Below are 22,008 nucleotides of genomic sequence, written 5' to 3' on the forward strand. Positions count from 1 at the left end.
CTGTTCTGCGGCCCCTAGCTGCCACAGTCCGGTTAAAGAACCCTCACCCAGGCGATGGATCCGGCGGGTCATCCCGCCAGCAAAGCGCGGGCCGCGGCGCGGGCCTCCTCGGTGATGGTATCGCCTGAGACCATGCGGGCAAGCTCGTCCACCCGCTCAGCTTCCGCCAGCGGCACCACCTGCGACAGTGTCATGCCATCGACCACCTGCTTACGTACCTGCCAGTGATGGCCGCCAAGCGCCGCCACCTGCGGCGAGTGGGTGACCACCAGCACCTGGCCGCCGCTTGCAAGGTTCCGGAGCCTGCGCCCCACGGCATCCGCGGTGGCGCCGCCGACACCGCGGTCGATCTCGTCGAAGATCAGCGTCTTGCTGGCATCCTCGCCGCGCAGGCAGACCTTCAGCGCCAGCAGGAAGCGGCTCAATTCGCCGCCCGAGGCGATTTTGTTCAGGGGGCCGGCGGGCGCGCCGGGGTTGGTGGCGACGGTAAAGGCCACCGCGTCCGTGCCTTCCGGCCCCGGCTCTGCGGTGGTGATGCGGGTCTCGAACACCGCGCGCTCCATTTTGAGCGGCGCCAGTTCCGCCATCACCGCCTGATCCAGCGCCGCGGCGCTTTCGCGGCGCACCGCGCCCAGTTGCTTGGCGGCCTCGGTATAGGCGGCCTCCGCGGCTTTCAGCGCGGCCTCCTGATCGGCCAGGTCCTGATCTCCGGCATCCAGCGCCGCCAGCTTGCCGCGCAGGGTTTCGGCATAGCCTGCCAGCTCATCCGGCTGCACATCATGCTTGCGCGCCAGCCCGCGGATCGCAAACAGGCGCTCCTCGCAGTCCTCCAGCTCGCCGGGATTGAAATCCAGGCTGTCCAGCACCCGCTCCACCCCGTCCTGGGCGTCGCCCAGCTCGATCATCGCCCGGCTGAGCGCCGCCAGCGGTTCATCCAGCCCGCCCTCGGCCTCCTGGCCCGCGACGCCTTCCAGCCAGCGTTGCGCCTCGCCCATGGCGCTCTCAGCGCCCTCGCTGAGGAGCGCATGGGCGCGGGCGATGTCGCCGCGGATGCGTTCGGCCGCCTGCATCTGGCGGCGGCGGGTGTCCAGCGCCTCGTCCTCGCCCTGCTGCGGATCCAGCTTGTCCAGCTCGCCCACCGCGTGGCGCAAGAACTCTTCCTCGGCGCGCACGGCCTCCAGCGCGGCGCGGGTGGCCGCCACCGTCTTGCGGGCCTTGGCGGCTTCGGTCCAGGCGCTGCGCACCGCCGCCAGCAACGATTGCACCCCGGCATACTGATCGAGCAGCGCCATATGCCCGCGCGGGTTCAGCAAACCGCGGTCGTCGTGCTGTCCGTGCAGCTCCACCAAAGTCTCCGACAATGCCCGCAGCACCTCGCCGGAGCAGCGCCGGTCGTTGACCCAGGCGGTCTTGCGCCCCTCGGCAGTATTGACCCGGCGCAGGATCAGCTCGTCACCGCCCGGCAGCCCGGCCTCTTCCAGGATCGCATGCGCGGGATGGCCCGCGCCTAGCTCGAACTCCGCCAGCACCTCGCCCTGCTTGGCGCCCTGGCGCACCAGTTCAGCGCGGCCGCGCCAGCCCAGCACAAAGCCAAGGCTGTCAAGAAGAATGGACTTTCCTGCCCCGGTCTCGCCGGTCAGCACGTTCAGACCGGGCTGAAAATTCAGCTCCAGGTGATCGATGATCAGGATATCCCGGATATCAAGCGCGCGCAGCATTGCCCCGCCCCATTGCCGCAGCGGCCGTTACAGCCACTGCCCTTTCACCGTTTGGCGGTAAATCTGGCTCAGCCAGTTGTTGCCGCGGTCCTTGGGCTTGAGCCCGTTTGCGGTCAGCAGCCGGTAGCTGTCCTCATACCAGTCGGTGGACTGGAAGTTATGGCCCAGAATGGCCGCCGCGGTCTGCGCCTCGGCGGTCAGGCCCAGCGACAGGTAGGCCTCGACCAGCCGGTGCAGCGCCTCCGGCGTGTGGCTGGTGGTCTGGAAATCCTCCACCACCACCCGGAAGCGGTTGATCGCAGAGGAGTAGTGTCCGCGGCGCAGGTAGTAGCGGCCGATCTCCATCTCCTTGCCGGCCAGGTGGTCAAAGGCCAGGTCGAATTTCAGGATCGCCGAATTGGCGTATTCGCTGTCCGGGTAGACCTCGATCACCGTGCGCAGCGCCTGCAGCGCCTGGAAGGTCAGCCCCTGGTCGCGGCCGACCTCGTCGATCTGATCGTAATAGCTCAACGCCAGCAGATACTGGGCGTAAGCCGCATCCTCATCCGCCGGGTAGAAGTCGATGAACCGCTGCGCCGCGGCGCGGCTGTTCTCGTAGTCCTTGATCTGATGAAAAGAAAAGGCCTGCATAATCACCGATTGCTTTGCCCATTCGGAATAGGGGTACAGGCGCTCGATCTCGGCGAAGTAATAGACCGCATCCTTGGGGCGCCGGTTGGCCAGTTCGAACTCGGCCCGCTCATAGATCTGATCGGGCGGGAAGGCCTCGACCGACTCGCCGCGTTTCACCGCGCCGCCATCGCCGCCGCAGCCAGCAAGAGCCGCCATCAAAAGCACCGCGCCGAGGGTTTTGGCTCCTGCCCTGATGCCGTTCATTATGCCTCACCTCACCGTCATTGCCTTACGGGTGTATGCCCCGGTTATGCCGTCTCTAGCATATTCAAATGGCGCGCAAAACGCCTTTCGCCATTTCCGCACTCACATGGCAGAGAAAGCTGGCGATGGTCAAGGCTGCCAATCCGTTCCCGCCCCGTTCCGCGTCCGCCGCACAGGAAAAGACCCGGGACAATTCGCGTCCCGGGCCAGTCTGCCGCTCGTTCCTTGGTTCTTTGCCTTATGCCACGCGGCGCTGTTCGGCCGGGATCTCCGACCAAATCAGCCCCTGCCCCGGAAGCCGTGCGGTCATCGCTGCATCGCAAGCGACGGCCCGGACTGCACCCGGCTCCGCAAACAGGGCCCGCAGCAAAGTGTTGGTCAGCGCGTGCCCCGCGCGCTCGCCAACATAGCGCCCCAAGATCGGCCCCCCGGCCAGTGCCAGATCGCCAAGCGCATCCAGCATCTTGTGGCGTACAGGCTCGTCCGAGTGGCGCAGCCCTGCGCCGCTCTCGACCCGTTCTCCGTCAAACACAACGGCGTTCTCGCCGGGCTTGCCGCCCAGGGCGAGGCCATTGGCCTGCATGGTTTCGACATCTGCCTGGCGGCAGAAGGTGCGGCTGTCGCACAGTTCGCGCGCAAAGCTGCCGTTGCGCATATCCAGAACCTTGCTCTGGCGGCCGATGGCGGCCTCCGCAAAGTCGATGTGGAATTCGATGGTCAGCCGGTCGCTGGGCAGCAGGGTGGCACGGGCGCCATCCTTCTCCACCGTCACCGGCTTCAGGATTTCATAGGCCACGATCGGCGCGCCCAGGCGCTGCACGCCGTGCTGCATGATGCCGCGCACGAACGGCGCCGAGGAGCCGTCGGCGATCGGCACTTCCGGTCCGTCGATCTCGATCAGCGCATTGTGCACGCCGCAGCCTGCCAGGGCTGCCATGATGTGTTCGACAGTGGAAACGCTGACGCCGGCCTCATTGACCAGGCGGGTGCAGAGCGGGCTGCGCTCAACCAGGTCCCAGCGCGCCGGAACCACGGTGTTGCCCAATGCAATGTCGGTGCGCTTGAAGACGATGCCGTGCCCCGCCGGAGCCGGGATCAGAACCATGCGTGCGGGTTTGCCGGAGTGCAGGCCGACCCCTTCGAATGCCACCGATGCCTTGAGCGTATTCTGCACGTTGCGCCTCATTCCACTGTTTCCGGCCTCCGGGGCCGTGTTGCGGATGAGAGTTAAGGTTTTGCTTAAAAACGCACAACTCAATCTTTGTAACGGATTGAAACATGGATGTAACAGGTCGGCAAAACACCGCTCAGAACGACGTAAACGCCTGTTATTCATAAATAAAAAGCCGCCCTAAGGCGGCTTTTCCAGCGTGATATGTGATGCGTCAATTGGCCTGGCGGCGCAGGAATGCGGGGATTTCGATGCGTTCCTGATCCGGATCGGCCTGCTGCTGCTGCACCGGCTGCGGCTGGGCCGCCGGAGCGTGCGCGTGCATCGCGGGCTGCTGGCGCACCGCCTGCGGCTGCTGCTTCGCGGCAGGCGCGTCATTGCTGCCGGTCATCCGGTGGATCAGCGAATTCAGGCCAAAGCGGCGCTGCCCCTCGGGCTGCTGCTGCGCCTGTTGCGGCTGCTGCTGTTGCGGCGCCTGGGCGGCGGGAGCTGCCGGACGCACGGGCTGCGGGGCCTGCTGCGGCGGCTGCTGCACCCGCTGGGCCGCGGCCTGCAGGCGCTCCAGCGCTTGCGGCGACGGGGTGCCCGGCGCGGGCGCCTTGGGCGCAACAAAGGCAGCCTGCGGGGTTTCAGCGGTATCCGCCTGCGGGCGGAACTCCGGCACCTGCGGCTGATAGGCCGGCGGCGGCAGGCCGTCGTCGTCCATCTGCTCCACCTCTTCGAACACGTCCTCGGACTGCTCCTGGGCGGCGGCCTGCTGCACGTTCAGCTCTTCGAACAGCGACGGCTCTTCCAGGGCGGCAGCGGCGGCCGGGGCTTCCTGCACCGGAGCCGGTGCGGCCTCGGCAGCAGCGGGCTGCTGAACCGGGGTTTCCAGTTCCAGCGGCGCGGCGCGGTTTTCCTCGACGCTGACGGTCTGGCGCAGCGGCGCCGACATCGGGCGGCGCGGCACCGGCATGTCGGTGTTCACATCGGTTGCATCGATGCCGGTGGCCACGACGGAAACCCGCATCTTGCCTTCCATGCCGGTGTCCAGGGTGGAGCCGACGATGATGTTGGCATCCGGGTCCACTTCCTCGCGGATGCGGTTGGCGGCCTCATCGAGCTCGAACAGGGTCAGGTCGTGGCTGCCGGTAATGTTGATCAGCACGCCTTTGGCGCCCTTGAGGCTGATCTCGTCCAGCAGCGGGTTGGCAATCGCCTTCTCGGCGGCCTGGACCGCGCGGTCCTCGCCCTCGCCCTCGCCGGTGCCCATCATCGCCTTGCCCATCTCGTCCATCACGGCGCGGACGTCGGCAAAGTCGAGGTTGATCAGGCCCGGACGGACCATCAGGTCGGTGACGCCTTTGACGCCCTGGTACAGCACGTCATCCGCCATCGAGAACGCCTCGGTGAAGGTGGTCTTCTCGTTGGCGAGGCGGAACAGGTTCTGGTTCGGGATGATGATCAGCGTGTCGACCACCTTCTGCAGGCTTTCGACACCGGCCTCGGCCTGGCGCATCCGCTTCAGGCCCTCGAACTGGAACGGCTTGGTGACAACACCGACGGTCAGCACGCCGAGTTCACGCGCGGCCTGCGCGATGATCGGCGCGGCGCCGGTGCCGGTGCCGCCGCCCATGCCCGCGGTGATGAAGCACATATGCGCGCCGGCCAGGTGGTCGACGATCTGCTCGATGCTTTCCTCGGCGGCGGCGGAGCCGACCTGCGGGCGGGCGCCTGCGCCCAGGCCCTCGGTGACCTTGATGCCCAGTTGAACCCGGCTCTTGGCGGCGCTCTGCTGCAGCGCCTGCGCGTCGGTGTTGGCAACGACGAATTCGACGCCATCCAATTCCTTGGCGATCATGTTGTTGACGGCATTGCCGCCGGCGCCGCCGACACCGAACACGGTGATCTTCGGCTTCAACTCTTCATTCCCGGGCATCGAAAGGTTCAACGTCATGCTCATACCGCCTGTGTTACCTGCCCTTCCCGCAAAGGGCTTATTCCTGTCCTATTCACCATAATCTACCGCGGAGAGGGTGTTTCGTCATCCCAAAAAGCACGACGAACCACAAAATAAGGCCTCATTCTAAGGCAAAAACCGCGGTATTTCGCCGTCCCTAGCAGATATTGCGGATTGAGCACAAGCCACACACAACAAATCCTCTCCAGCCGCAAAATCGCTCTGCGGAGAAGGTCGGTTCCGAAATCTGGCTGGCCACTGCCCGGCCTGCTGACTCGCCGCATTTTTGCGGACGTTAAGCACAACTTAACGGGTGACCGGGGCGCTGTCACGCCCTCTTTTCCCGTTCCGGCTGAATTGACTTGCGCCCGCGCTGATGCCTACCAGTTGTCGCGGAACCAGCGCACCGCGCGGCCCAGGGTGCCCGCCGGATGGCGGCCCGCCGGCATCTCGAAATCCCACCATTCATCCTGCGGATGGGCGGCAAACAGGCACAGGCCGACGGCAGAGGCAAAGCCCGGCCCGGTCGCCGACTGCGGCAGGCCGTGGACGCGCAGCGGGCGGCCCAGGCGCACCTGCTGGCCCAGGATGCGGCTCGCCAAGCCATCCAGACCCATGATCTGGCTGGAGCCGCCGGTCAGGACGATCTGCTGGCTGGGCAGGTATTCGAACCCGGCTGCATCCAGCCGTGCCCGCACCTCTTCCAGGATTTCCTCGACACGGGGCCGCATGATGCCGATCAGCTCCGCCCGGCTGACAGTGCGGCGGTCGTGCTCCCAGTCGCCGGTGTCGCCGCCGATGTCGATGATCTCGCGGTCGTCGGCGCCGGTGGCATGCACCCCGCCGTTGAAGGTCTTGATGCGCTCCGCATTGGCCATCGGAATGCCCAGCCCCATCGAGATGTCGCTGGTGATGTGATCGCCGCCCAAGCGCACCGCGTCGGCATAGATCATGTGCTTCTTCATGAAGATGGAGATCGAGGTGGAGCCGCCGCCCATGTCGATGCAAGCCGCGCCCAGCTCCTGCTCATCCTCGACCAGCGCCGAGAAGCCGGAGGCATAGGCCGAGGAGGCAATCCCCGCCAGCTCCAGGTCGCAGCGCTGGATGCAGCGCACCAGGTTCTGCACCGCGATGGCATCCACCGTCAGCATGTGCATGTCGACCGCCAGCGTCTGGCCCATCTGGCCGCGCGGATCCCCCAGGCCGGATCGGTTGTCGAGCGCGAAGTTCACCGGCTGGGCGTGCAGCACCTCGCGGCCCGCCCCGTATTCCGGCACCTCGCAGGAGGCCAGCACCTGCGCCACCTCATGTTCCGACACGACCTGCCCTTCCAGGTCCAGCTTGGAATCCAGCCCGTAAGACCGCGGATTGGCGCCGGAGAAACAGGCGATCACGTGGTCGACCCGCACCTCCGCCATCTTCTGCGCCGCCTGTACCGCGGTGCGGATGGCGCGCTCGGTCTCCTGCATGGCGTTGATTTCGCCGAACTGCACCCCGCGCGACCGCGTCGTGGCGGCGCCGATTACCCGGAACCCCGACTGCCCGGCCAGGGCGCCGATGGAGCCGTCCTCGCTGAGCCGCCCGGTGCCGTCAAAACGCAGCACCAGGCAGGCGATCTTGGAACTGCCCACGTCCAGGATCGCGACCACGCCGCGCTGCATCGCCTGGCGCCGCATCTGCCGCATCGCCCGTTGCGATTGATAGAGATCTGTCATGTTACTGCCCGCCCCCGTTCAACTGCCGGATCCGCCACCAGTTTTCCACTGAATTCTCGGTCATCCGCACGGTGGGGCGCCCAGCCAGACGCATATCCACCGCTGCCACATCGCGTTCCAGCAAATCCTGTACTTCGCTAACCGCCAGCACCCGCTCCAGCGCCTGCACCGGTTTTTCTGCCGGCAGCATGATCCGCTGCTTACGGTCCAGCACCACGTCCCAGCGGCGTTCGCCGACGCGCACCAGCCCGCGCAGCCGCGGCCCCAGCGGTTTTGCCGCCGCAAACAGCCGCAGCGCCTGCGCCGCATGCTTGGCTGCGCCCTTGCCCGCAATCAGCGGCAGGTCCGGGTGCAGGCTGCGGCGGCCCAGCTCAGCCACGTGAATGCCGTTTTCGTCCAAGAGCGCCAGCCCCTCGCGGCTGCGCCAGATCAGCGCCGGCTCGCGCTCCTCGACATCGACCTGCAGGATGCCGCCTGGGCGGATCCTGACGCTGGCGGTCTTCACCGGGTCCAGCCCGGTGATCACGTCGCGGATCTGCTCCAGATCCAGATCGAAGGAGCTAACCGGGAAATCCACCGGCACCACCTCGCGGATGTCGCGCGCCACGCTGGCGCCGGCGCCGTCCACCGCCATCACCTTGACCATGAACTCCGGCCGCTCCTGGATCGCGGCGCGGGCGTCATTGTAAATCCCCACCAGCCCCGCGCGCCGGGTCTCGTCGGCCAGATAGGCGCTGCCCGCGGCAAAGATCAGGCAGAACGGCACCCCGAAGCGCAGGCCGAAGCGGATGCCCGGCGTCAGCATCCAGCGCTGCAAACGGTACTTCAGCCGCGAGGGCGCCGGATCGCAGCGCCCCTCTTCCGGCTTGCGGAACCAGCCTCTCAGCGGTTGCATGAGGCATCCTCCACCATCCAGGCGCAGAGCTGGCCGAAAGTCATGCCGCAATGGGCCGCCTGTTCCGGCGCCAGCGAGGTCGGCGTCATGCCGGGCTGAGTGTTTGTTTCAAGCAGCACCAGACCGCTGGCGCCGCGGGCCTCATCCCAACGGAAATCGGTGCGGCTGACACCGCGGCAACCCAGCACCTCATGCGCGGTCAGGGCGTATTCCAGGCAGAGGTCGAAGATTTCCCGCGGCAGGTCGGCGGGCAGCACATGGCGCGAGCCGCCCGGCTTGTACTTGGCGTCATAATCATACCAGCCGTCGGTCAGGATATCGGTCACCGTCAGCGCCCGGTCGCCCACCACGGTGGTGGTCAGCTCGCGCCCCGGCGCATAGGTCTCGACCATTACCTGCTGCGGCATCTCCTCCGACAGCTGCGGCGGGCCGTTGGCGGCCTCATGCACGATATAGATGCCGACGCTGGAGCCCTCGTTGTTGGGCTTCACTACATAGGGCGGCGCCATCACATGGCCGGCGCTCACGTCGTCCTTGGCAAACAACCCGCTCTCGACCACCGGCAATCCGGCGGAACGGTAAACCTCCTTGGAGCGCTGCTTGTCCATTGCCAGCGCCGAGGCCAGCACCCCGGAATGGGTATAGGGGATCTGCAGCCATTCCAGCACGCCCTGAACGCAGCCGTCCTCGCCCCAGCGCCCGTGCAGCGCGTTGAACGCCACATCCGGTTTGATTTCCAAAAGGCGCGCATGCAGGCCAGCGCCTGCATCCACTTCAACAACCTCGAACCCCTCACCGCGCAGCGCCGCCGCGCATTCACGGCCGCTGGACAGCGATACCTCGCGTTCGGCTGACGGTCCGCCCATCAGCACCGCGACTTTCGGGAGTGCCCTGCTCGACTTACTCACCACGAAGCGCCTCAATATATGCGGGGCTTTGCGCCCCTGTTTCTTAGGGCCTGCAACAGACCCGTTTTATCTCTTTGCGCCGGCTTGCCGCCGGCTGATGCGTGCAGGGCGTTGCGCCCCTGAATCCGGCAGTGCATTGCCGCCTCTCCGGCACCCTAACGCCCGAAGTCTTACCGGGATGTTAACAATGCCTTTACCACGGTTAAGAAATCACGCTTCCCAAGCCCGCTCCGGGGCGACAGTCCACCTCAGGCTGCGGCCGGACAAACCTTTGTCAGCGCAGGGGTTTTCCGGTCATTCGGGAAGCGGATCACCAATCCGCATGATTTCCCACTCTAGCGTGATGCCGGAATCTTCGTAAACCTTTTTCCGCACATCTTCGCCCAGCCCTTCCAGATCTGCGGCAGTTGCGCCACCGGTGTTGATCATAAAGTTGGAATGCTTCTCGCTCATCTGGGCGCCGCCGCGCCGTGCGCCGCGCATGCCGGCATTGTCGATCACCTTCCACGCCTTCAGGTCATGCACGTCATCGGCACGGCCCGTCGAGGAGAACCCCGCCGGGTTGCGGAAGGTGGATCCGGCCGAGCGGTCCTTGGTCGGCTGGGTCTCGTCCCGCTTCTGCAGCTGCGCTTCCATGCGCGCGTGCAGCTCCGCCGGGTCGCCCTTCGGCCCGCGCAGGGTGGCAGAGACCAGCACCGCGCCCTCCGGGAACGCCGTCTGGCGGTACTGGAAGTCCAGCTCCTCAGCGGTGATCTCGCGGACCTCGCCCGCGCGGGTGACGATGGTGGCCGACACGAACACATCAGCGGTATAGCTGCCGTAGCAGCCCGCGTTCATCCGCACCGCGCCGCCGATGGAACCGGGAATGGTGCGCAGGAAAGTGAGGTCGATCCCTGCATCCGCCGCGCGTTTCGCAACATGCGCGTCCAGCGCTGCTGCACCCGCAGTCACAGTGCCGCCGTCTGCCTCGATACTGTTGAAGCCGCGGCCCAGCCGGATCACCACCGCCCGCATGCCGCCGTCGCGCACGATCAGGTTGGACCCCACGCCCATCGGGAACACCGGCACCGCCGGGTCGAGCTGGCGCAGGAAATCCGCCAGGTCATCAATGTCGGCAGGCTGGAACAGATGCTCCGCAGGCCCGCCGACCCGCAGCCAGGTCAGATCCGCAAGATCGCGGTTGGGAATCACCTTCCCCCGGATACCATTCAAATTCATGTCGCCCGTCCCTCGCAGCTTTGCCGCAAGCCTCTAGCAAGGAAGCATACAGCAAGACAATGCGTCAGTCGCTATTGCTAACGGCGGTATTTTGCCATCCCGCCCGGAATTTCCGGATCGGCACGATCACTTCCCCGCGCTTGCAACCCGCCGCAGCCAGCGCCCGAAATACAGCACCGGCCAGCGCAGCACCGACATCCCCGCCAAAAGCACCGCCAGCCCCCACCAGGGGCCGTTTTCATAGGTGACATAGCCCAAGAGCGGAATGCCCAGCGCAATCAGCACATAGGCGCGGCGCCAGTGGTTGTCGCGGCTGGGGATCATCGCCAGGATATTGGCTGCCAGCGCCCAGACGGCGGCCAGGGTCAGCGACAGCGTCATGTCCTCAGCGCTCCAGCCGTTCAGGCAGGCCGTTGGCCCAGGTGCTGATGGTGCCGGCGCCAAGGCAGACCACCATGTCGCCGGGCCGCGCCTGCTCGCGCACCAGGCGCTCCAGGTCCTCCTCGCTCAGGATGGCGCGGGCGTGGCGGTGGCCGTGGCGGATCAGGCCCTCGACCAGATCATCGCGGCTGGCGCCCTCGATCGGCTCCTCGCCGGCGGCAAACACTTCGGCAATCGCCACCACGTCGGCCTCGTTGAAACAGGCGCAGAAATCGTCGAACAGATTGGACAGGCGCGAGTAGCGGTGCGGCTGATGCACCGCGATCACCCGGCCCTCGCAGGCCTGGCGCGCCGCCTTCAGCACCGCGGCAATTTCCACCGGGTGGTGGCCGTAGTCGTCGATGATGGTGACGCCATTCACCTCGCCCACCTTGGTGAAGCGGCGGTTCACGCCGCCGAAGTTGGCCAGCGCCTCGCGGATTTCGGTGCTGTTCATGCCCAGGTGCCGCGCCACCGCAACGGCAGACAAGGCGTTGGAGACATTGTGGTCGCCCGGCATCGGCAGGGTGCAGCCCTCGATCACCCGGTCCTCGGCTTGCAGCTCGACGTCGAAATGCGCCACACCACCCTTGTAGGTCAGGTTCACCGCCCGCACGTCAGCCTGCGCGTTGAAGCCATAGGTCACCACGCGGCGGTCGGAAATCCGGCCCACCAGCGCCTGCACCTCGGGATGGTCGGTGCAGCAGACTGCGACACCGTAGAACGGGATGTTGGAGACAAACTCCAGGAAGCCGTCGCGCAGCGTGTCGAAATCGCCCCAGTGCTCCATATGCTCCGGATCGATATTGGTCACCACTGCGATGGTTGCGGGCAGCCGGTTGAAGGAGCCGTCGCTCTCATCCGCCTCGACCACCATCCATTCGCCCTGCCCCATCCGCGCGTTGGAGCCATAGGCGTGAATGATTCCGCCGTTGACGATGGTGGGGTCAAAGCCGCCGGCCACCATCAGCTCCGCCATCATGGTGGTGGTGGTGGTCTTGCCGTGGGTGCCGGCAATGGCGACGTTGGATTTCAGCCGCATCAGCTCCGCCAGCATGTCGGCCCGGCGCACCACCGGCAGGCCGCGCAGGCGGGCCTCGTCCAGCTCCGGATTGCCCGGCTTGATCGCCGAGGAGATCACCACAACAGCGGCCTCCTCCAGGTTCTCTGCCTTCTGGCCCACGAAGATGCGCGCGCCCAGCTTTTCCAGCCGCTGAGTGATCTTGGAGGATTTCAGGTCCGAGCCCTGCACCATGTACCCGAGGTTCAACAGCACCTCGGCGATGCCCGACATGCCGATGCCTCCGATACCCACAAAATGGATCGGGCCGACATCACCGGGCAGTTTGGTTGCAGGGTTCATAACGTTTATCCTTCCTCGGCCAGTTGCTCCACCAGGGCCGCCAGACGTTCGGCGGCATCGGGAACCCCGGCGCTCAGTGCAGCGGTTGCCATCTGCGCGGCAGCCTGCGGGTTACTCAGAATCGCGCCCATATGCTCTGCCAGCACCGGGATATCAAGGGCGCTTTCGGGAATCATCACGGCAGCATTGGCGTCAACCAGCCCGCGGGCGTTGGCGGTCTGGTGGTCGCCTGCGGCGGCGGCAAAGGGGATCAGGATCGAAGGCCGCCCGATGATCGAGATATCCGCAACCGAGGACGCGCCCGAGCGCGAGATCACCAGCTGCGCCTCCGACATGCGGGCGGGCACATCAATAAAGAACGTCTGCACATCGGCGTTGATGCCATGTTCGGCGTAGAAGGAACTGACCCGCTCCAGGTCCTCCTCGCGCGCTTGATGCGACACCCGCAGGTGCCGGCGGATCCCCTCCGGCAGTGCCGCCACCGCGGCGGGCACCACGTCGGACAGAATGCGCGCGCCCTGGCTGCCGCCCATCACCAAGAGCGACATCGGGTAATCCCCCGGTGGAATATAGCCGGCGCCAGCCCTCTCTTTAACTGCGCTGCGCACCGGGTTGCCCACATGCTCATGCGCGACCCCGTCCGGCAGGATGGTCGGCCAGGTGCCGCAGGCGACGCCTGCCACGCGGGTGGCAAAGATCTGATTGACGCGCCCCAGCACGCCGTTCTGCTCATGGATCATCCGCGGCAGTTTCAACAGCGTCGCCGCCCCCAGCGCCGGGATCGACGGGTAGCCGCCGAAACCGATCACCGCATCCGGGCGGTCGCTGCGCATCTGCATTGCCATCGACAAGACGCCGCCGGCAATCTTCGGCCCCACCAGCGCCTTGGCCAGCAGCCCGCCGCGGGCAAAGGTGGCGGAGGACACCTGCGAGATTTCCACCGCACTGGGGAAGGACGCGGTATAGCGCGCACCGCGCGCGTCGGTCGACAGCTTCACCCGCCAGCCGCGCGCCAGCATCATCTCGGCCAGCGCCTGTGCAGGAAACATATGGCCGCCGGTTCCCCCGGCAGCCATCAAGAGCAATTTCTGTGCCATCGCAGCTGGCCTCTTTTCTATCTCGTCAGCGGCCGCGGCCGTTCAGGTAATCGGCAATCCCGCCCTGCGGGCGCGTCCGGGTAAAGGCCAGGAGCATACCCACCGCGATCCCGGTGGCAATCAGCGAGGATCCGCCATAGCTGACAAACGGCAAAGTCATGCCTTTGGCGGGCAGAAGCCGCACCGCAACCCCCATGTTGATCATCGCCTGCACGCCGAACATGCAGACCAGACCGGTGCCTGCCAGGCGGATGAAGGTGTCCCTCTCGCGCATCAGCCTAAACAGCGAGCGGACCACGATGGAGGCGTAAAGCGCGATCAGCACGGCCACCAACACCAGGCCGTATTCCTCTGCCGCAACCGCGACGATGAAGTCGGTATGGGCATCGGGCAGCGACCATTTCACCTGCCCCTCGCCGACGCCGACGCCGAACAGCCCGCCCTCGCGGATGGCGTTGGTGGCGTAGCCGAGCTGGGTGGTGGGATCGACATCCGGGTTCAGGAAGCCGTCGATGCGGCGGGCGAAATGTTCAGAGTTGTTATAGGCAAAGACACCGCCCATCACGACCACGGCGGCCATGCAGACCAGCAAGAGCATCGGCGCCCCGGCCACGAAATACATCACCCCCCAGCCGAACAGGATCAGGCTGGCCTGGCCGAAATCCGGCTGCAGAACCAGCATCATCACCACCATCATGCACAGCGCGAAGGACATCAGCGTGCCCGGCGGGCCGTTGATCTGCTGGCTGGCGGCGATCATCCAGGCGGCCACCACGATGAAACCCGGCTTCAGGAATTCCGAGGGCTGCAGCGAGGCAAACCCAAGCGAATACCAGCGCACCGCGCCCTTGCCGAAGTCGGTGCCGAAAATCGGCAGAAACGCCAGCGCCACAAAGGCCACGGCAAAGCCCAGCACCGCCAGCCGCCGCACCAGCGTGGGCGACATCACCGAGGTGACCAGCATCGCCATCAGCGCCGTCAGCCCGAACACCGCCTGCCGCTGCACATAGTGGAAATTGCCGAACCCGTTCCTTTCCGCCAGCGGCACCGAGGCCGCCAGCCCCAGCAGCAGTCCGATCACGAACAGCATCAGGATGCAAGACATCGTCCATTTATCCAGCGTCCGCCACCACTTGGGAAGAATCGGCTCACCAGCCTGCACGGGAACCGCGCCATAGACCATCTCAGTCATGGGAATACCGCCACTATATGCCTCGTTCCGCCCCATTTTTCGGGGTCTCACGGAAACTGTAACGAAACGTGAGCTGCGGCGCCAGAAAAAGAACACAGTTCGGCAAGAATCCACCGCCCGCGCAGCAGGCCATCTTGACAGGCGGGAAGCTGCCCGCGTGGCGGCGGCCTTCCGCCAGCCGGTGCCTGTCCGGGCTTCCCCTTGCGCCGCCGGCGGTTCCGTGGTGGATGCGCGCCATGCGGATAAACACCCTGATTCTCGGCGCCGGCGCAGCCGGCATGATGTGCGCGCGCTACGCGGGCGGCAGCACTCTGGTGATCGACCACGCCAAGGCGCCGGGCGAGAAGATCCGCATCTCCGGCGGCGGCCGCTGCAATTTCACCAACATGTATGCGGAGGCGAAGAACTTCCTCTCCGCCAATCCGCATTTCTGCAAGTCGGCGCTGGCCCGCTACACCCAGTGGGACTTCATCGGACTGGTGGACCGCCACGGCATCGCCTGGCACGAGAAGACCTTGGGCCAGCTGTTCTGCGACGGCTCCTCCAAGCAGATCATCGCCATGCTGGTTGAGGAGATGCGCGAGGCCGGCGCGGACCTCTGGCTGCACACCTCCGTCGAGGCGGTGGAGCAGACCGCGGACGGCTACATGGTCAAGCTCCTGCGCGAGGGCAAGCCGCAGACTGTCACCTGCCGCAACCTGGTGCTGGCCACCGGCGGCAAGTCGATCCCCAAAATGGGCGCCACCGGCCTTGCCTATGACCTCGCCCGCCAGTTCGGGCTGGAGCTGACCGAGACCCGCCCGGCGCTGGTGCCCTTCACCTTCCCGGACGGGCGCTTCCAGCCGCTGGCCGGCGTCTCCCTGCCCGCGCGGCTGTCGAACACCCGCACCTCGTTTGACGAGGCGCTGCTGTTCACCCACCGCGGCCTCTCCGGCCCGTCGGTGCTGCAGCTTTCCTCATACTGGCGCGAGGGCGAGGAGATCACGGTGAACCTGATCCCGGACACGCCGCTCTTCGATCTTCTGCGCGACCAGCGCCAGGCCGAGGGCCGCCGCGACCTGACCACCGAGCTCTCCCGTCACCTGCCGGGCAAGCTGGTGGATTTCCTTGCCCCGCAACTGGGCCTCAAGGGCCGTCTCGCCGACCAGTCCGACGCCGCGCTATCCGCGCTGTGTGAGGCGCTGCAGACCTGGCATCTGCTGCCCGCCGGCACAGAGGGCTACCGCACGGCGGAAGTCACCCTGGGCGGCATCTGCACCGATGGCCTGTCCTCCAAGACCATGGAGGCCAAGGCCGCCCCCGGGCTTTATGCGATCGGCGAAGCCGTGGATGTGACCGGCTGGCTCGGCGGCTTCAATTTCCAATGGGCCTGGGCGTCGGGCCATGCCGCGGGCACTGCCATCGCCGCCGGCAGATGACGCCGGCTTGACTTTGGACGCGAGACCGCCCATTTAGTTATCATGATAACATAAGCGGAGCCTATTATGACCAGCCCCTTTCAACTTGTTGCCAGGATCACCCCGAAACCCGAACACATGCAGGATGTCCGCCAAAGCCTGCTGGATGTTCTGGAGCCGACCCGCGCTGAAACCGGCTGCCTGAAGTTCTGCTTGCTCGAAGGCCGCGACGGCACTTGTTTTTACCTGGACGAAGAATGGGCCAGCGACGATGCCCTGGCAGCGCATTACGCAGCGGATTACATCACCCCGGTATTCGCCAAATACGAAGACTGGCTGGCAATGCCGGTGGAAATCCACAAGATGACCGCCCTGGCCTGACCCTTATGTTCTTCCTCAAGGAACTGCCATCGCAGCAGATGGTCGGCGCTTACGCCGAAACCTACGGCACCGATCCTGCACATATCACCAGCGCGCTCTTGATGATGCGCCGTGCCAGCCTGCTGATCCGCAGGCTCGATGCCTATTTTGCCTCGCATGGCCTGTCGCAGCTGCGCTTTCTGGTACTGATCGTTATTGACCGGGAACCGGACCGCCAGTCGCTGACGCCGAATGAGATAGCCAGCCGCATTGATGTGTCAAAACCAGTCATGACACGCACCCTGCAATCCCTGCAGCAGGACGAGCTGATCAGCCTTGCGGCCAGCCAGACCGACAAGAGATCCAAAGAAGCCGCGCTGACAGCGGCAGGGCGGCAGCAGCTGCAAGATGCCCTCCCCGGCTATTTCAGGATTCTGTCGGAGGAAATGGCCCGCCCGCCCGACACCGGGGATTGAGCCTCCAGCCTGCTGCCTGGGGATTTTCCGCTTCGGAGCCGCATTCGCTTGGGCACAGACGGCCGGGGAGGACGGGCGGGGCCAAGGGAAATCGCGGAGGCTCCGCCGCAGGCGGATACCGCTATTTCGCTTGGGCGCGCGCGGCAGCCCTGGCAGGCCAAGGCCAGGTGAAGGCGGGTCAGAGGCGGAAGTTCCGCTTGGGTGAGCCTGAAGCCCTTCACCCTCACCTGCCAGACCTTACCCCGCCAGTTCCGCCACTTCCGCCAGCAGCCAGCTGCGGAAGGCGGCAATTGCCGGCGCGTCGCGGCGCGATTCCGGGTAGACCAGCCAGACAGAGATATCATCCTCCGTCACCAGATCGAACGGCTGCACCAGCGCCCCGCTGGCAATCAGGCCGCGGGCATAGGCCGGTGTCAGCAGACAGGCGCCCTGGCCCGCCAGCGCCGCCTGCACCTCCAGCATCTGGGTGCCAAGGCTGTGCTGCTCCGCCTGTTTCGGCGGCTCCACCCCGGCCGCGCGGAACCACAGGGCCCAGGCCGGATCGCCGGCGTCCACCAGCGGCACCCGCAGCAGGTCGGCAGGTTCCTCAAAGGGGCCATAGGCCTCCATCAGCGCCGGCGTCAGCAGCGGCGTGTAGCTGCCGCGGATCAGCAGGTCCGCCGCCAGTCCCGGCCAGCTCCCCCGGCCGGCCCGGATCGCCACGCTGGCCTCCCCCGCCAGCAGGTCCGCAACCCGCGGGTTGACATCGACCCGGGTGGTGATGCCGGGATGCGCCACCTGGAACAGCCCCAGCCGGGGCGCCAGGATGAAGGCGGCAAAGCTGGTGATGGTGCTGATCACCAGCTCCTCGCCGCTGCTGCCGCGCACCTCCGCCCAGCCCCGGCGCAGCATATCCAGCGCCTCGCTGGCATGGCGCTGGAATGCCTTGCCGGCCGCGGTCGGCGCCACCCCGCGCGGCAGCCTGTTGAACAGGGGCTGGCCCGCCCGGTCCTCCAGCAGCTTGATCTGGTAGCTGACCGCCGCCTGCGTCATCGCAAGCTCCTCCGCCGCGCGGCTGAAACTGCCCAGCCGGGCCGCTGCCTCAAAGACGCGCACCGCCGGCAGCGGCGGCAGGGGATTTACAGAACGATCCATCAACACAGCTTATACCAGAGCCGCTGAGATTCAATTGGTCATTGGCGCGGCAAGCGCCCACATCTTGCTCACACAGAACAAGGATCGCCCCCATGGCTGAAATGCTTTCGCAGATGAACCTCTGGCACGTCATCAATGGAATTTTTGCCTCGCACCGGCACAAGGGCGACCGGGCCAGCCAAGCCGCCGGGCAGCAGCTGGCCCGCAGGCAGCTGAGCCACCTGCCCGAGCACCTGCTGCGCGACATCGGGCTTTGAGCCAGGGCTAGGTATTCAGCCGCTTTGTAACTTCGGCCACGAAATCATCGCCGCGCTGCTCGAAGTTGTCGTACTGGTCAAAGCTCGCGGCGGCCGGCGCCAGCAGAACGGTGTCGCCCTCCTGCGCCTCGGCCACGGCACGCTCCACTGCGGCAGCCATGGTGGTGCAGACCTCGGCTTCCACGTCCAGCTGCAGCGCAAAACCCGCCGCCTCGCGGCCGATCACATAGGCCTTAACCACATTGCCGGTCTGCCCCTTCAGCGCGTCCAGCCCGCCGTCCTTTTCCAGCCCGCCGCAGATCCAGCGGATGTTCCTGAACGCGCTCAGCGCCTTCACCGCGCTGTCCAGGTTGGTCGCCTTGCTGTCATTCACATAGCGCACCCCGCCCGCCTCGGCGATGGTCTGGCTGCGGTGCGGCAGGCCCGGGAAGGTTGCCATCGCCTCGCCGATCAGCCGCGGCGCCAGCCCCAGGGTGCGCGCCGCCGCATAAGCCGCGCAGGCGTTCTGATGATTATGCGCGCCCGGCAGGCCCATCATCTCCCGCAGGTCGATGGAGGCCGCCTGCCGCCCCTTGCGGTATTCGCTCAGGAACCCCTTGCGGGCAAAGACCTGCCAGCCCGGCCCGGTCAGCTTTTGCGCCGCGGAAATGCGGATCACCCGGTCGTCGCTGGCGCCCTCCGACAGCTGGCCCGCCAGGAACAGCCCCTCGTCCTCATCAATGCCGATGACAGCCCGGTCGGGCCCGCCCTCGGCAAACAGGCGCCGCTTGGCGGCGAAATAGCCGCCCATGCCGCCGTGCCGGTCCAGGTGGTCGGGGCTGAGGTTGGTGAACACCGCCACATCCGGCGTCAGCGCGCGGGCCAGTTCGGTCTGGTAGCTGGACAGCTCCAGCACCACCACGCCGCCCTCGCCGGGCGGATCAATGTCCAGCACACCGCGGCCGATATTGCCCGCCAGCTGGCTCTCGCGTCCGGCTTCCTGCAGGATGTGATGCAGCAGTGCCACCGTGGTCGATTTGCCGTTGGAGCCGGTCACCACCACCACCCGCGGCGGCTGGTCATGCATCTGCCACTCGGCATCGGCAAAGGAGCGGAAGAACAGGCCGATGTCATTGTCCACCGGCACCCCGGCCTCGATTGCGGCGCGGATCACCGGGTTCGGCTTGGGATAGAGATGCGGAATGCCGGGCGAGGTGATCAGCGCCGCCACATCGTCAAAGGCGCCGGTTTTATGCAGATCGCGGCAGGCGAAGCCCTCCGCCTCGGCCGCCTCGCGTGCTGCCGGGTTGTCGTCCCAGCACAGCGGCTCCGCACCGCCTGCGCGCAGGGCCCGTGCGGTTGCCAGACCCGAGCGCCCCAGCCCCAGCACAGCCACCTTGGCGCCTTCATAACCTTTGACCGGGATCATCACCTGCCCTCCCAAATGTCCGTTGCCAGAACCGCTATCCGATCCCGCCGGCCTTTGCCAGAGCCGTCAGATTGACAAGCCCCGGCCCATGCCCGAGTTTCCGCGCAAATCAATCAGGAAGGATCGCCCGTGGCAGCGGATATGCAGGTTTTGCTCGACCGGATCAGTGCTGAGATGCAGAGCCGCGCCGACCGCGGCGCGGTCGCCAGCTACATACCCGAACTGGGCCAGGTCGACCCGGATCAGTTCGCCATCGCGGTGGCCACTGCCGATGGCGGCCTGTTCCACGCGGGCGATGCGCTGACCCGGTTCTCTGCGCAAAGCATCACCAAGGTGTTCACCCTCGCCATCGCGCTTGGCCGCGCGGGCGACCAGCTGTGGAGCCGTGTCGGGCGCGAGCCCTCGGGCACCGCCTTCAACTCCATCGTCCAGCTGGAGCATGAACGCGGCCGCCCCCGTAACCCCTTCGTCAACGCAGGCGCCATCGTCACCACCGATGAGCTGCTGGCCGGCCGCGCCCCGAAGGAGGCGCTGGCGGAAATCCTGGCCTTCATCCGCGCCGCGGCGGAGGACGAGGACATCCACATCAACAAGGCAGTGGCCGGCTCGGAAACGCGCCACGGGCACCGCAACTTTGCCCTTGCCAATTTCCTGGCCTCCTTCGGCAACCTGAAGAACACGCCGGAGAAAACGCTGGGCACCTATTTTCACCAGTGCGCCACCGAACTGACCACGGTGCAGCTGGCCAAGGCCGGGCGCTTCCTGATCGGCGGCGGCGCCAAGCCGGCGCTGGTGTCGCAAGGCAGGGTGCGGCGGCTGAATGCGCTGATGCTGACTTGCGGCCATTACGACGGCTCGGGCGAGTTCGCCTACCGCGTCGGCCTGCCCGCCAAGAGCGGGGTCGGCGGCGGCATCCTGGCCATCGTGCCGGGCAAGGCCAGCATTGCGGTCTGGTCGCCGGGGCTGGACCACAACGGCAACTCCAAACTGGGCACCGAAGCGATGGAGCTGCTGGCCCGCGAGATGGACTGGTCGGTGTTCTGAAGGCCGCGCGTACGGGTGTTGCGTACCCTGCGTACGCTGCCCTCACCGGATCTTCACTCGCCTGCGCTACGTTCGAACCTTTGCAACGACAAGACCAGGAGACCGGCCCCCTCAGACCACCTCCTCATTGGGTGCAGGGCGGGCCCGCGAAAGGCCGATAGACGGGCACAGCCCCTTGGCAAGGGCTGTCCGATGCTCCGCCCCTCCGGCGGCGCCGCCTTCCCCAAACACAAACCGCCCGACGCAGCAGCCCCGGACGGTTCCATGAAAAAGAGATTTCAAACTGCCCCGCCGAAGATACGGCGCGGCAGCCAAACGGCGTGCTCTACCGCACTTTCAGCGTCGCCAGCCCGATCATCGCCAGGATCAGCGAGATGATCCAGAAGCGGATCACGATCTGCGGCTCGGCCCAGCCCTTCTTCTCATAGTGGTGATGGATCGGCGCCATCAGGAACACCCGGCGGCCGGTACGCTTGAAGTAGAGCACCTGAATGATCACCGACAGCGCCTCAACCACGAACAGGCCGCCGACGATGGCCAGCACCAGCTCGTGCTTGGTGGCAATGGCGATGGCGCCCAGCGCGCCGCCCAGGGCGAGCGAGCCGGTGTCGCCCATGAACACCGCCGCCGGCGGCGCGTTGTACCACAGAAAGCCCAGCCCTGCGCCGAACAGCGCCGCGCAGAAGATAAGGATCTCGCCGGTGCCGGGCACGTAATGCACGTCCAGGTATTCGGTGAAGTCGACGCGGCCCACTGCATAGGCAATGACGCCCAGGGTGCCCGCGGCAATCATCACCGGCATGATCGCGAGGCCATCCAGCCCGTCGGTCAGGTTCACCGCATTGGCGGCGCCGACCAGAACGCAGATCGAGAACGGCACATAGAAGATCCCGAGGTTGATCAGCGTGTCCTTGAACACCGGCAGCGCCAGCTGGTTCTGCAGGGGCGCCGGATGATAGGCCGCGGCCCAGAGCGCTGCAATCACCGCAATCAGGATCCCCAGCGCCAGCCGCACCTTGCCGGGCACGCCCTTGGTGTTCTGCTTGGAGACCTTGGCGTAATCATCGGCAAAGCCAATGAGCCCGTAGGCCATGGTCACGAACAGCACCAGCCAGACAAACGGATTGTCCCAGCGCGCCCACATCAGGGTTGCGGTCAGCAGCGCGCCCACCACCAGCAGGCCGCCCATGGTGGGGGTGCCCGCCTTGGAAAAATGCCCCTCCGGCCCGTCATCGCGGATCGGCTGGCCTTTGCCCTGGCGCTTGCGCAGCACGTTGATCAGCGGCTTGCCGAACAGGAAGCCGAAGATCAGCGCAGTCATGAAGGCGCCGCCTGCGCGGAATGTGATGTAGCGGAAGAGATTGAAAACATCCCCCCCGTCCGACAAAGCGGTCAGCCAATAGAGCATCTGAGCCCT

20 protein-coding genes are annotated in these 22,008 nt (G+C 66.2%); 5 read left to right on the top strand and 15 right to left on the bottom strand.

Annotation, left to right across the window (positions count from 1 at the left end):
• Positions 1–68: 68 nt before the first annotated feature.
• From recN to ftsW, 12 genes are all read right to left on the bottom strand, one after another.
• On the bottom strand, positions 69–1,718 hold the full coding sequence (gene recN, locus AC58NV_RS17785) for a DNA repair protein RecN (RefSeq protein ID WP_497228307.1): 1,650 nt from the start codon (positions 1,716–1,718) through the stop codon (positions 69–71).
• Positions 1,719–1,745: 27 nt separating this feature from the next.
• Positions 1,746–2,594 carry an outer membrane protein assembly factor BamD gene (locus AC58NV_RS17790; RefSeq protein ID WP_497228308.1) on the bottom strand — a complete coding sequence of 283 codons (849 nt, stop codon included), beginning with the start codon at positions 2,592–2,594 and terminating at the stop codon, positions 1,746–1,748.
• Between the two features lie 238 nt (positions 2,595–2,832).
• Positions 2,833–3,780, bottom strand: coding sequence for a UDP-3-O-acyl-N-acetylglucosamine deacetylase (gene lpxC / locus AC58NV_RS17795; RefSeq protein ID WP_497228309.1), 948 nt, complete (start codon positions 3,778–3,780; stop codon positions 2,833–2,835).
• A gap of 199 nt (positions 3,781–3,979) precedes the next feature.
• On the bottom strand, positions 3,980–5,704 hold the full coding sequence (gene ftsZ, locus AC58NV_RS17800) for a cell division protein FtsZ (RefSeq protein ID WP_497228310.1): 1,725 nt from the start codon (positions 5,702–5,704) through the stop codon (positions 3,980–3,982).
• Between the two features lie 383 nt (positions 5,705–6,087).
• Entirely contained in the window at positions 6,088–7,422 is a 1,335-nt protein-coding gene (gene ftsA / locus AC58NV_RS17805; RefSeq protein WP_366661486.1) for a cell division protein FtsA, read from the bottom strand.
• Between the two features lies 1 nt (position 7,423).
• Positions 7,424–8,317, bottom strand: coding sequence for a cell division protein FtsQ/DivIB (locus tag AC58NV_RS17810; RefSeq protein ID WP_497228311.1), 894 nt, complete (start codon positions 8,315–8,317; stop codon positions 7,424–7,426).
• Positions 8,305–9,183, bottom strand: coding sequence for a D-alanine--D-alanine ligase (locus AC58NV_RS17815; RefSeq protein ID WP_497228405.1), 879 nt, complete (start codon positions 9,181–9,183; stop codon positions 8,305–8,307). The genes AC58NV_RS17810 and AC58NV_RS17815 overlap by 13 nt, the downstream gene beginning before the upstream one ends.
• A 336-nt stretch (positions 9,184–9,519) precedes the next feature.
• Complete coding sequence (gene murB, locus AC58NV_RS17820; RefSeq protein WP_497228312.1) at positions 9,520–10,443, bottom strand: UDP-N-acetylmuramate dehydrogenase; 924 nt, start codon at positions 10,441–10,443, stop codon at positions 9,520–9,522.
• A 126-nt stretch (positions 10,444–10,569) separates the two neighbouring features.
• Positions 10,570–10,824, bottom strand: coding sequence for a DUF2484 family protein (locus tag AC58NV_RS17825; RefSeq protein ID WP_366661490.1), 255 nt, complete (start codon positions 10,822–10,824; stop codon positions 10,570–10,572).
• A 4-nt stretch (positions 10,825–10,828) separates the two neighbouring features.
• Positions 10,829–12,226 carry a UDP-N-acetylmuramate--L-alanine ligase gene (gene murC / locus AC58NV_RS17830; protein WP_497228313.1) on the bottom strand — a complete coding sequence of 466 codons (1,398 nt, stop codon included), beginning with the start codon at positions 12,224–12,226 and terminating at the stop codon, positions 10,829–10,831.
• Between the two features lie 5 nt (positions 12,227–12,231).
• A complete protein-coding gene (locus tag AC58NV_RS17835; protein ID WP_497228314.1) occupies positions 12,232–13,323 on the bottom strand; it encodes a UDP-N-acetylglucosamine--N-acetylmuramyl-(pentapeptide) pyrophosphoryl-undecaprenol N-acetylglucosamine transferase in 1,092 nt (363 codons plus the stop codon).
• A 25-nt stretch (positions 13,324–13,348) separates the two neighbouring features.
• Entirely contained in the window at positions 13,349–14,515 is a 1,167-nt protein-coding gene (gene ftsW, locus AC58NV_RS17840; RefSeq protein WP_497228315.1) for a putative lipid II flippase FtsW, read from the bottom strand.
• Between the two features lie 236 nt (positions 14,516–14,751).
• Between ftsW and AC58NV_RS17845 the strand changes: the two genes are divergently transcribed.
• From AC58NV_RS17845 to AC58NV_RS17855, 3 genes are all read left to right on the top strand, one after another.
• Entirely contained in the window at positions 14,752–15,933 is a 1,182-nt protein-coding gene (locus AC58NV_RS17845) for a BaiN/RdsA family NAD(P)/FAD-dependent oxidoreductase (RefSeq protein ID WP_497228316.1), read from the top strand.
• Between the two features lie 66 nt (positions 15,934–15,999).
• Positions 16,000–16,293 carry a putative quinol monooxygenase gene (locus AC58NV_RS17850; RefSeq protein ID WP_497228317.1) on the top strand — a complete coding sequence of 98 codons (294 nt, stop codon included), beginning with the start codon at positions 16,000–16,002 and terminating at the stop codon, positions 16,291–16,293.
• 5 nt (positions 16,294–16,298) lie between these two features.
• Complete coding sequence (locus tag AC58NV_RS17855; protein ID WP_497228318.1) at positions 16,299–16,748, top strand: MarR family winged helix-turn-helix transcriptional regulator; 450 nt, start codon at positions 16,299–16,301, stop codon at positions 16,746–16,748.
• 237 nt (positions 16,749–16,985) lie between these two features.
• Here the strand turns inward: AC58NV_RS17855 and AC58NV_RS17860 are convergent, their stop codons facing one another.
• Positions 16,986–17,882 (bottom strand): LysR substrate-binding domain-containing protein, encoded by an 897-nt coding sequence (locus AC58NV_RS17860; RefSeq protein ID WP_497228319.1) that lies wholly within the window; start codon positions 17,880–17,882, stop codon positions 16,986–16,988.
• A 92-nt stretch (positions 17,883–17,974) separates the two neighbouring features.
• Here AC58NV_RS17860 and AC58NV_RS17865 point away from each other — a divergent pair, with 92 nt between their 5' ends.
• Positions 17,975–18,139: a hypothetical protein gene (locus AC58NV_RS17865; RefSeq protein WP_497228320.1), complete on the top strand. Its 165-nt coding sequence runs from the start codon at positions 17,975–17,977 to the stop codon at positions 18,137–18,139.
• 7 nt (positions 18,140–18,146) lie between these two features.
• Here AC58NV_RS17865 and murD read toward each other — a convergent pair whose 3' ends face one another.
• Positions 18,147–19,547: a UDP-N-acetylmuramoyl-L-alanine--D-glutamate ligase gene (gene murD / locus AC58NV_RS17870; RefSeq protein ID WP_497228321.1), complete on the bottom strand. Its 1,401-nt coding sequence runs from the start codon at positions 19,545–19,547 to the stop codon at positions 18,147–18,149.
• 129 nt (positions 19,548–19,676) lie between these two features.
• Here murD and AC58NV_RS17875 point away from each other — a divergent pair, with 129 nt between their 5' ends.
• Positions 19,677–20,591, top strand: coding sequence for a glutaminase (locus tag AC58NV_RS17875; protein ID WP_497228322.1), 915 nt, complete (start codon positions 19,677–19,679; stop codon positions 20,589–20,591).
• A 325-nt stretch (positions 20,592–20,916) separates the two neighbouring features.
• Here the strand turns inward: AC58NV_RS17875 and mraY are convergent, their stop codons facing one another.
• A complete protein-coding gene (gene mraY, locus AC58NV_RS17880; RefSeq protein WP_222505476.1) occupies positions 20,917–21,999 on the bottom strand; it encodes a phospho-N-acetylmuramoyl-pentapeptide-transferase in 1,083 nt (360 codons plus the stop codon).
• Positions 22,000–22,008 lie beyond the last annotated feature (9 nt).

The organism is Leisingera sp. ANG49, assembly GCF_059694505.1.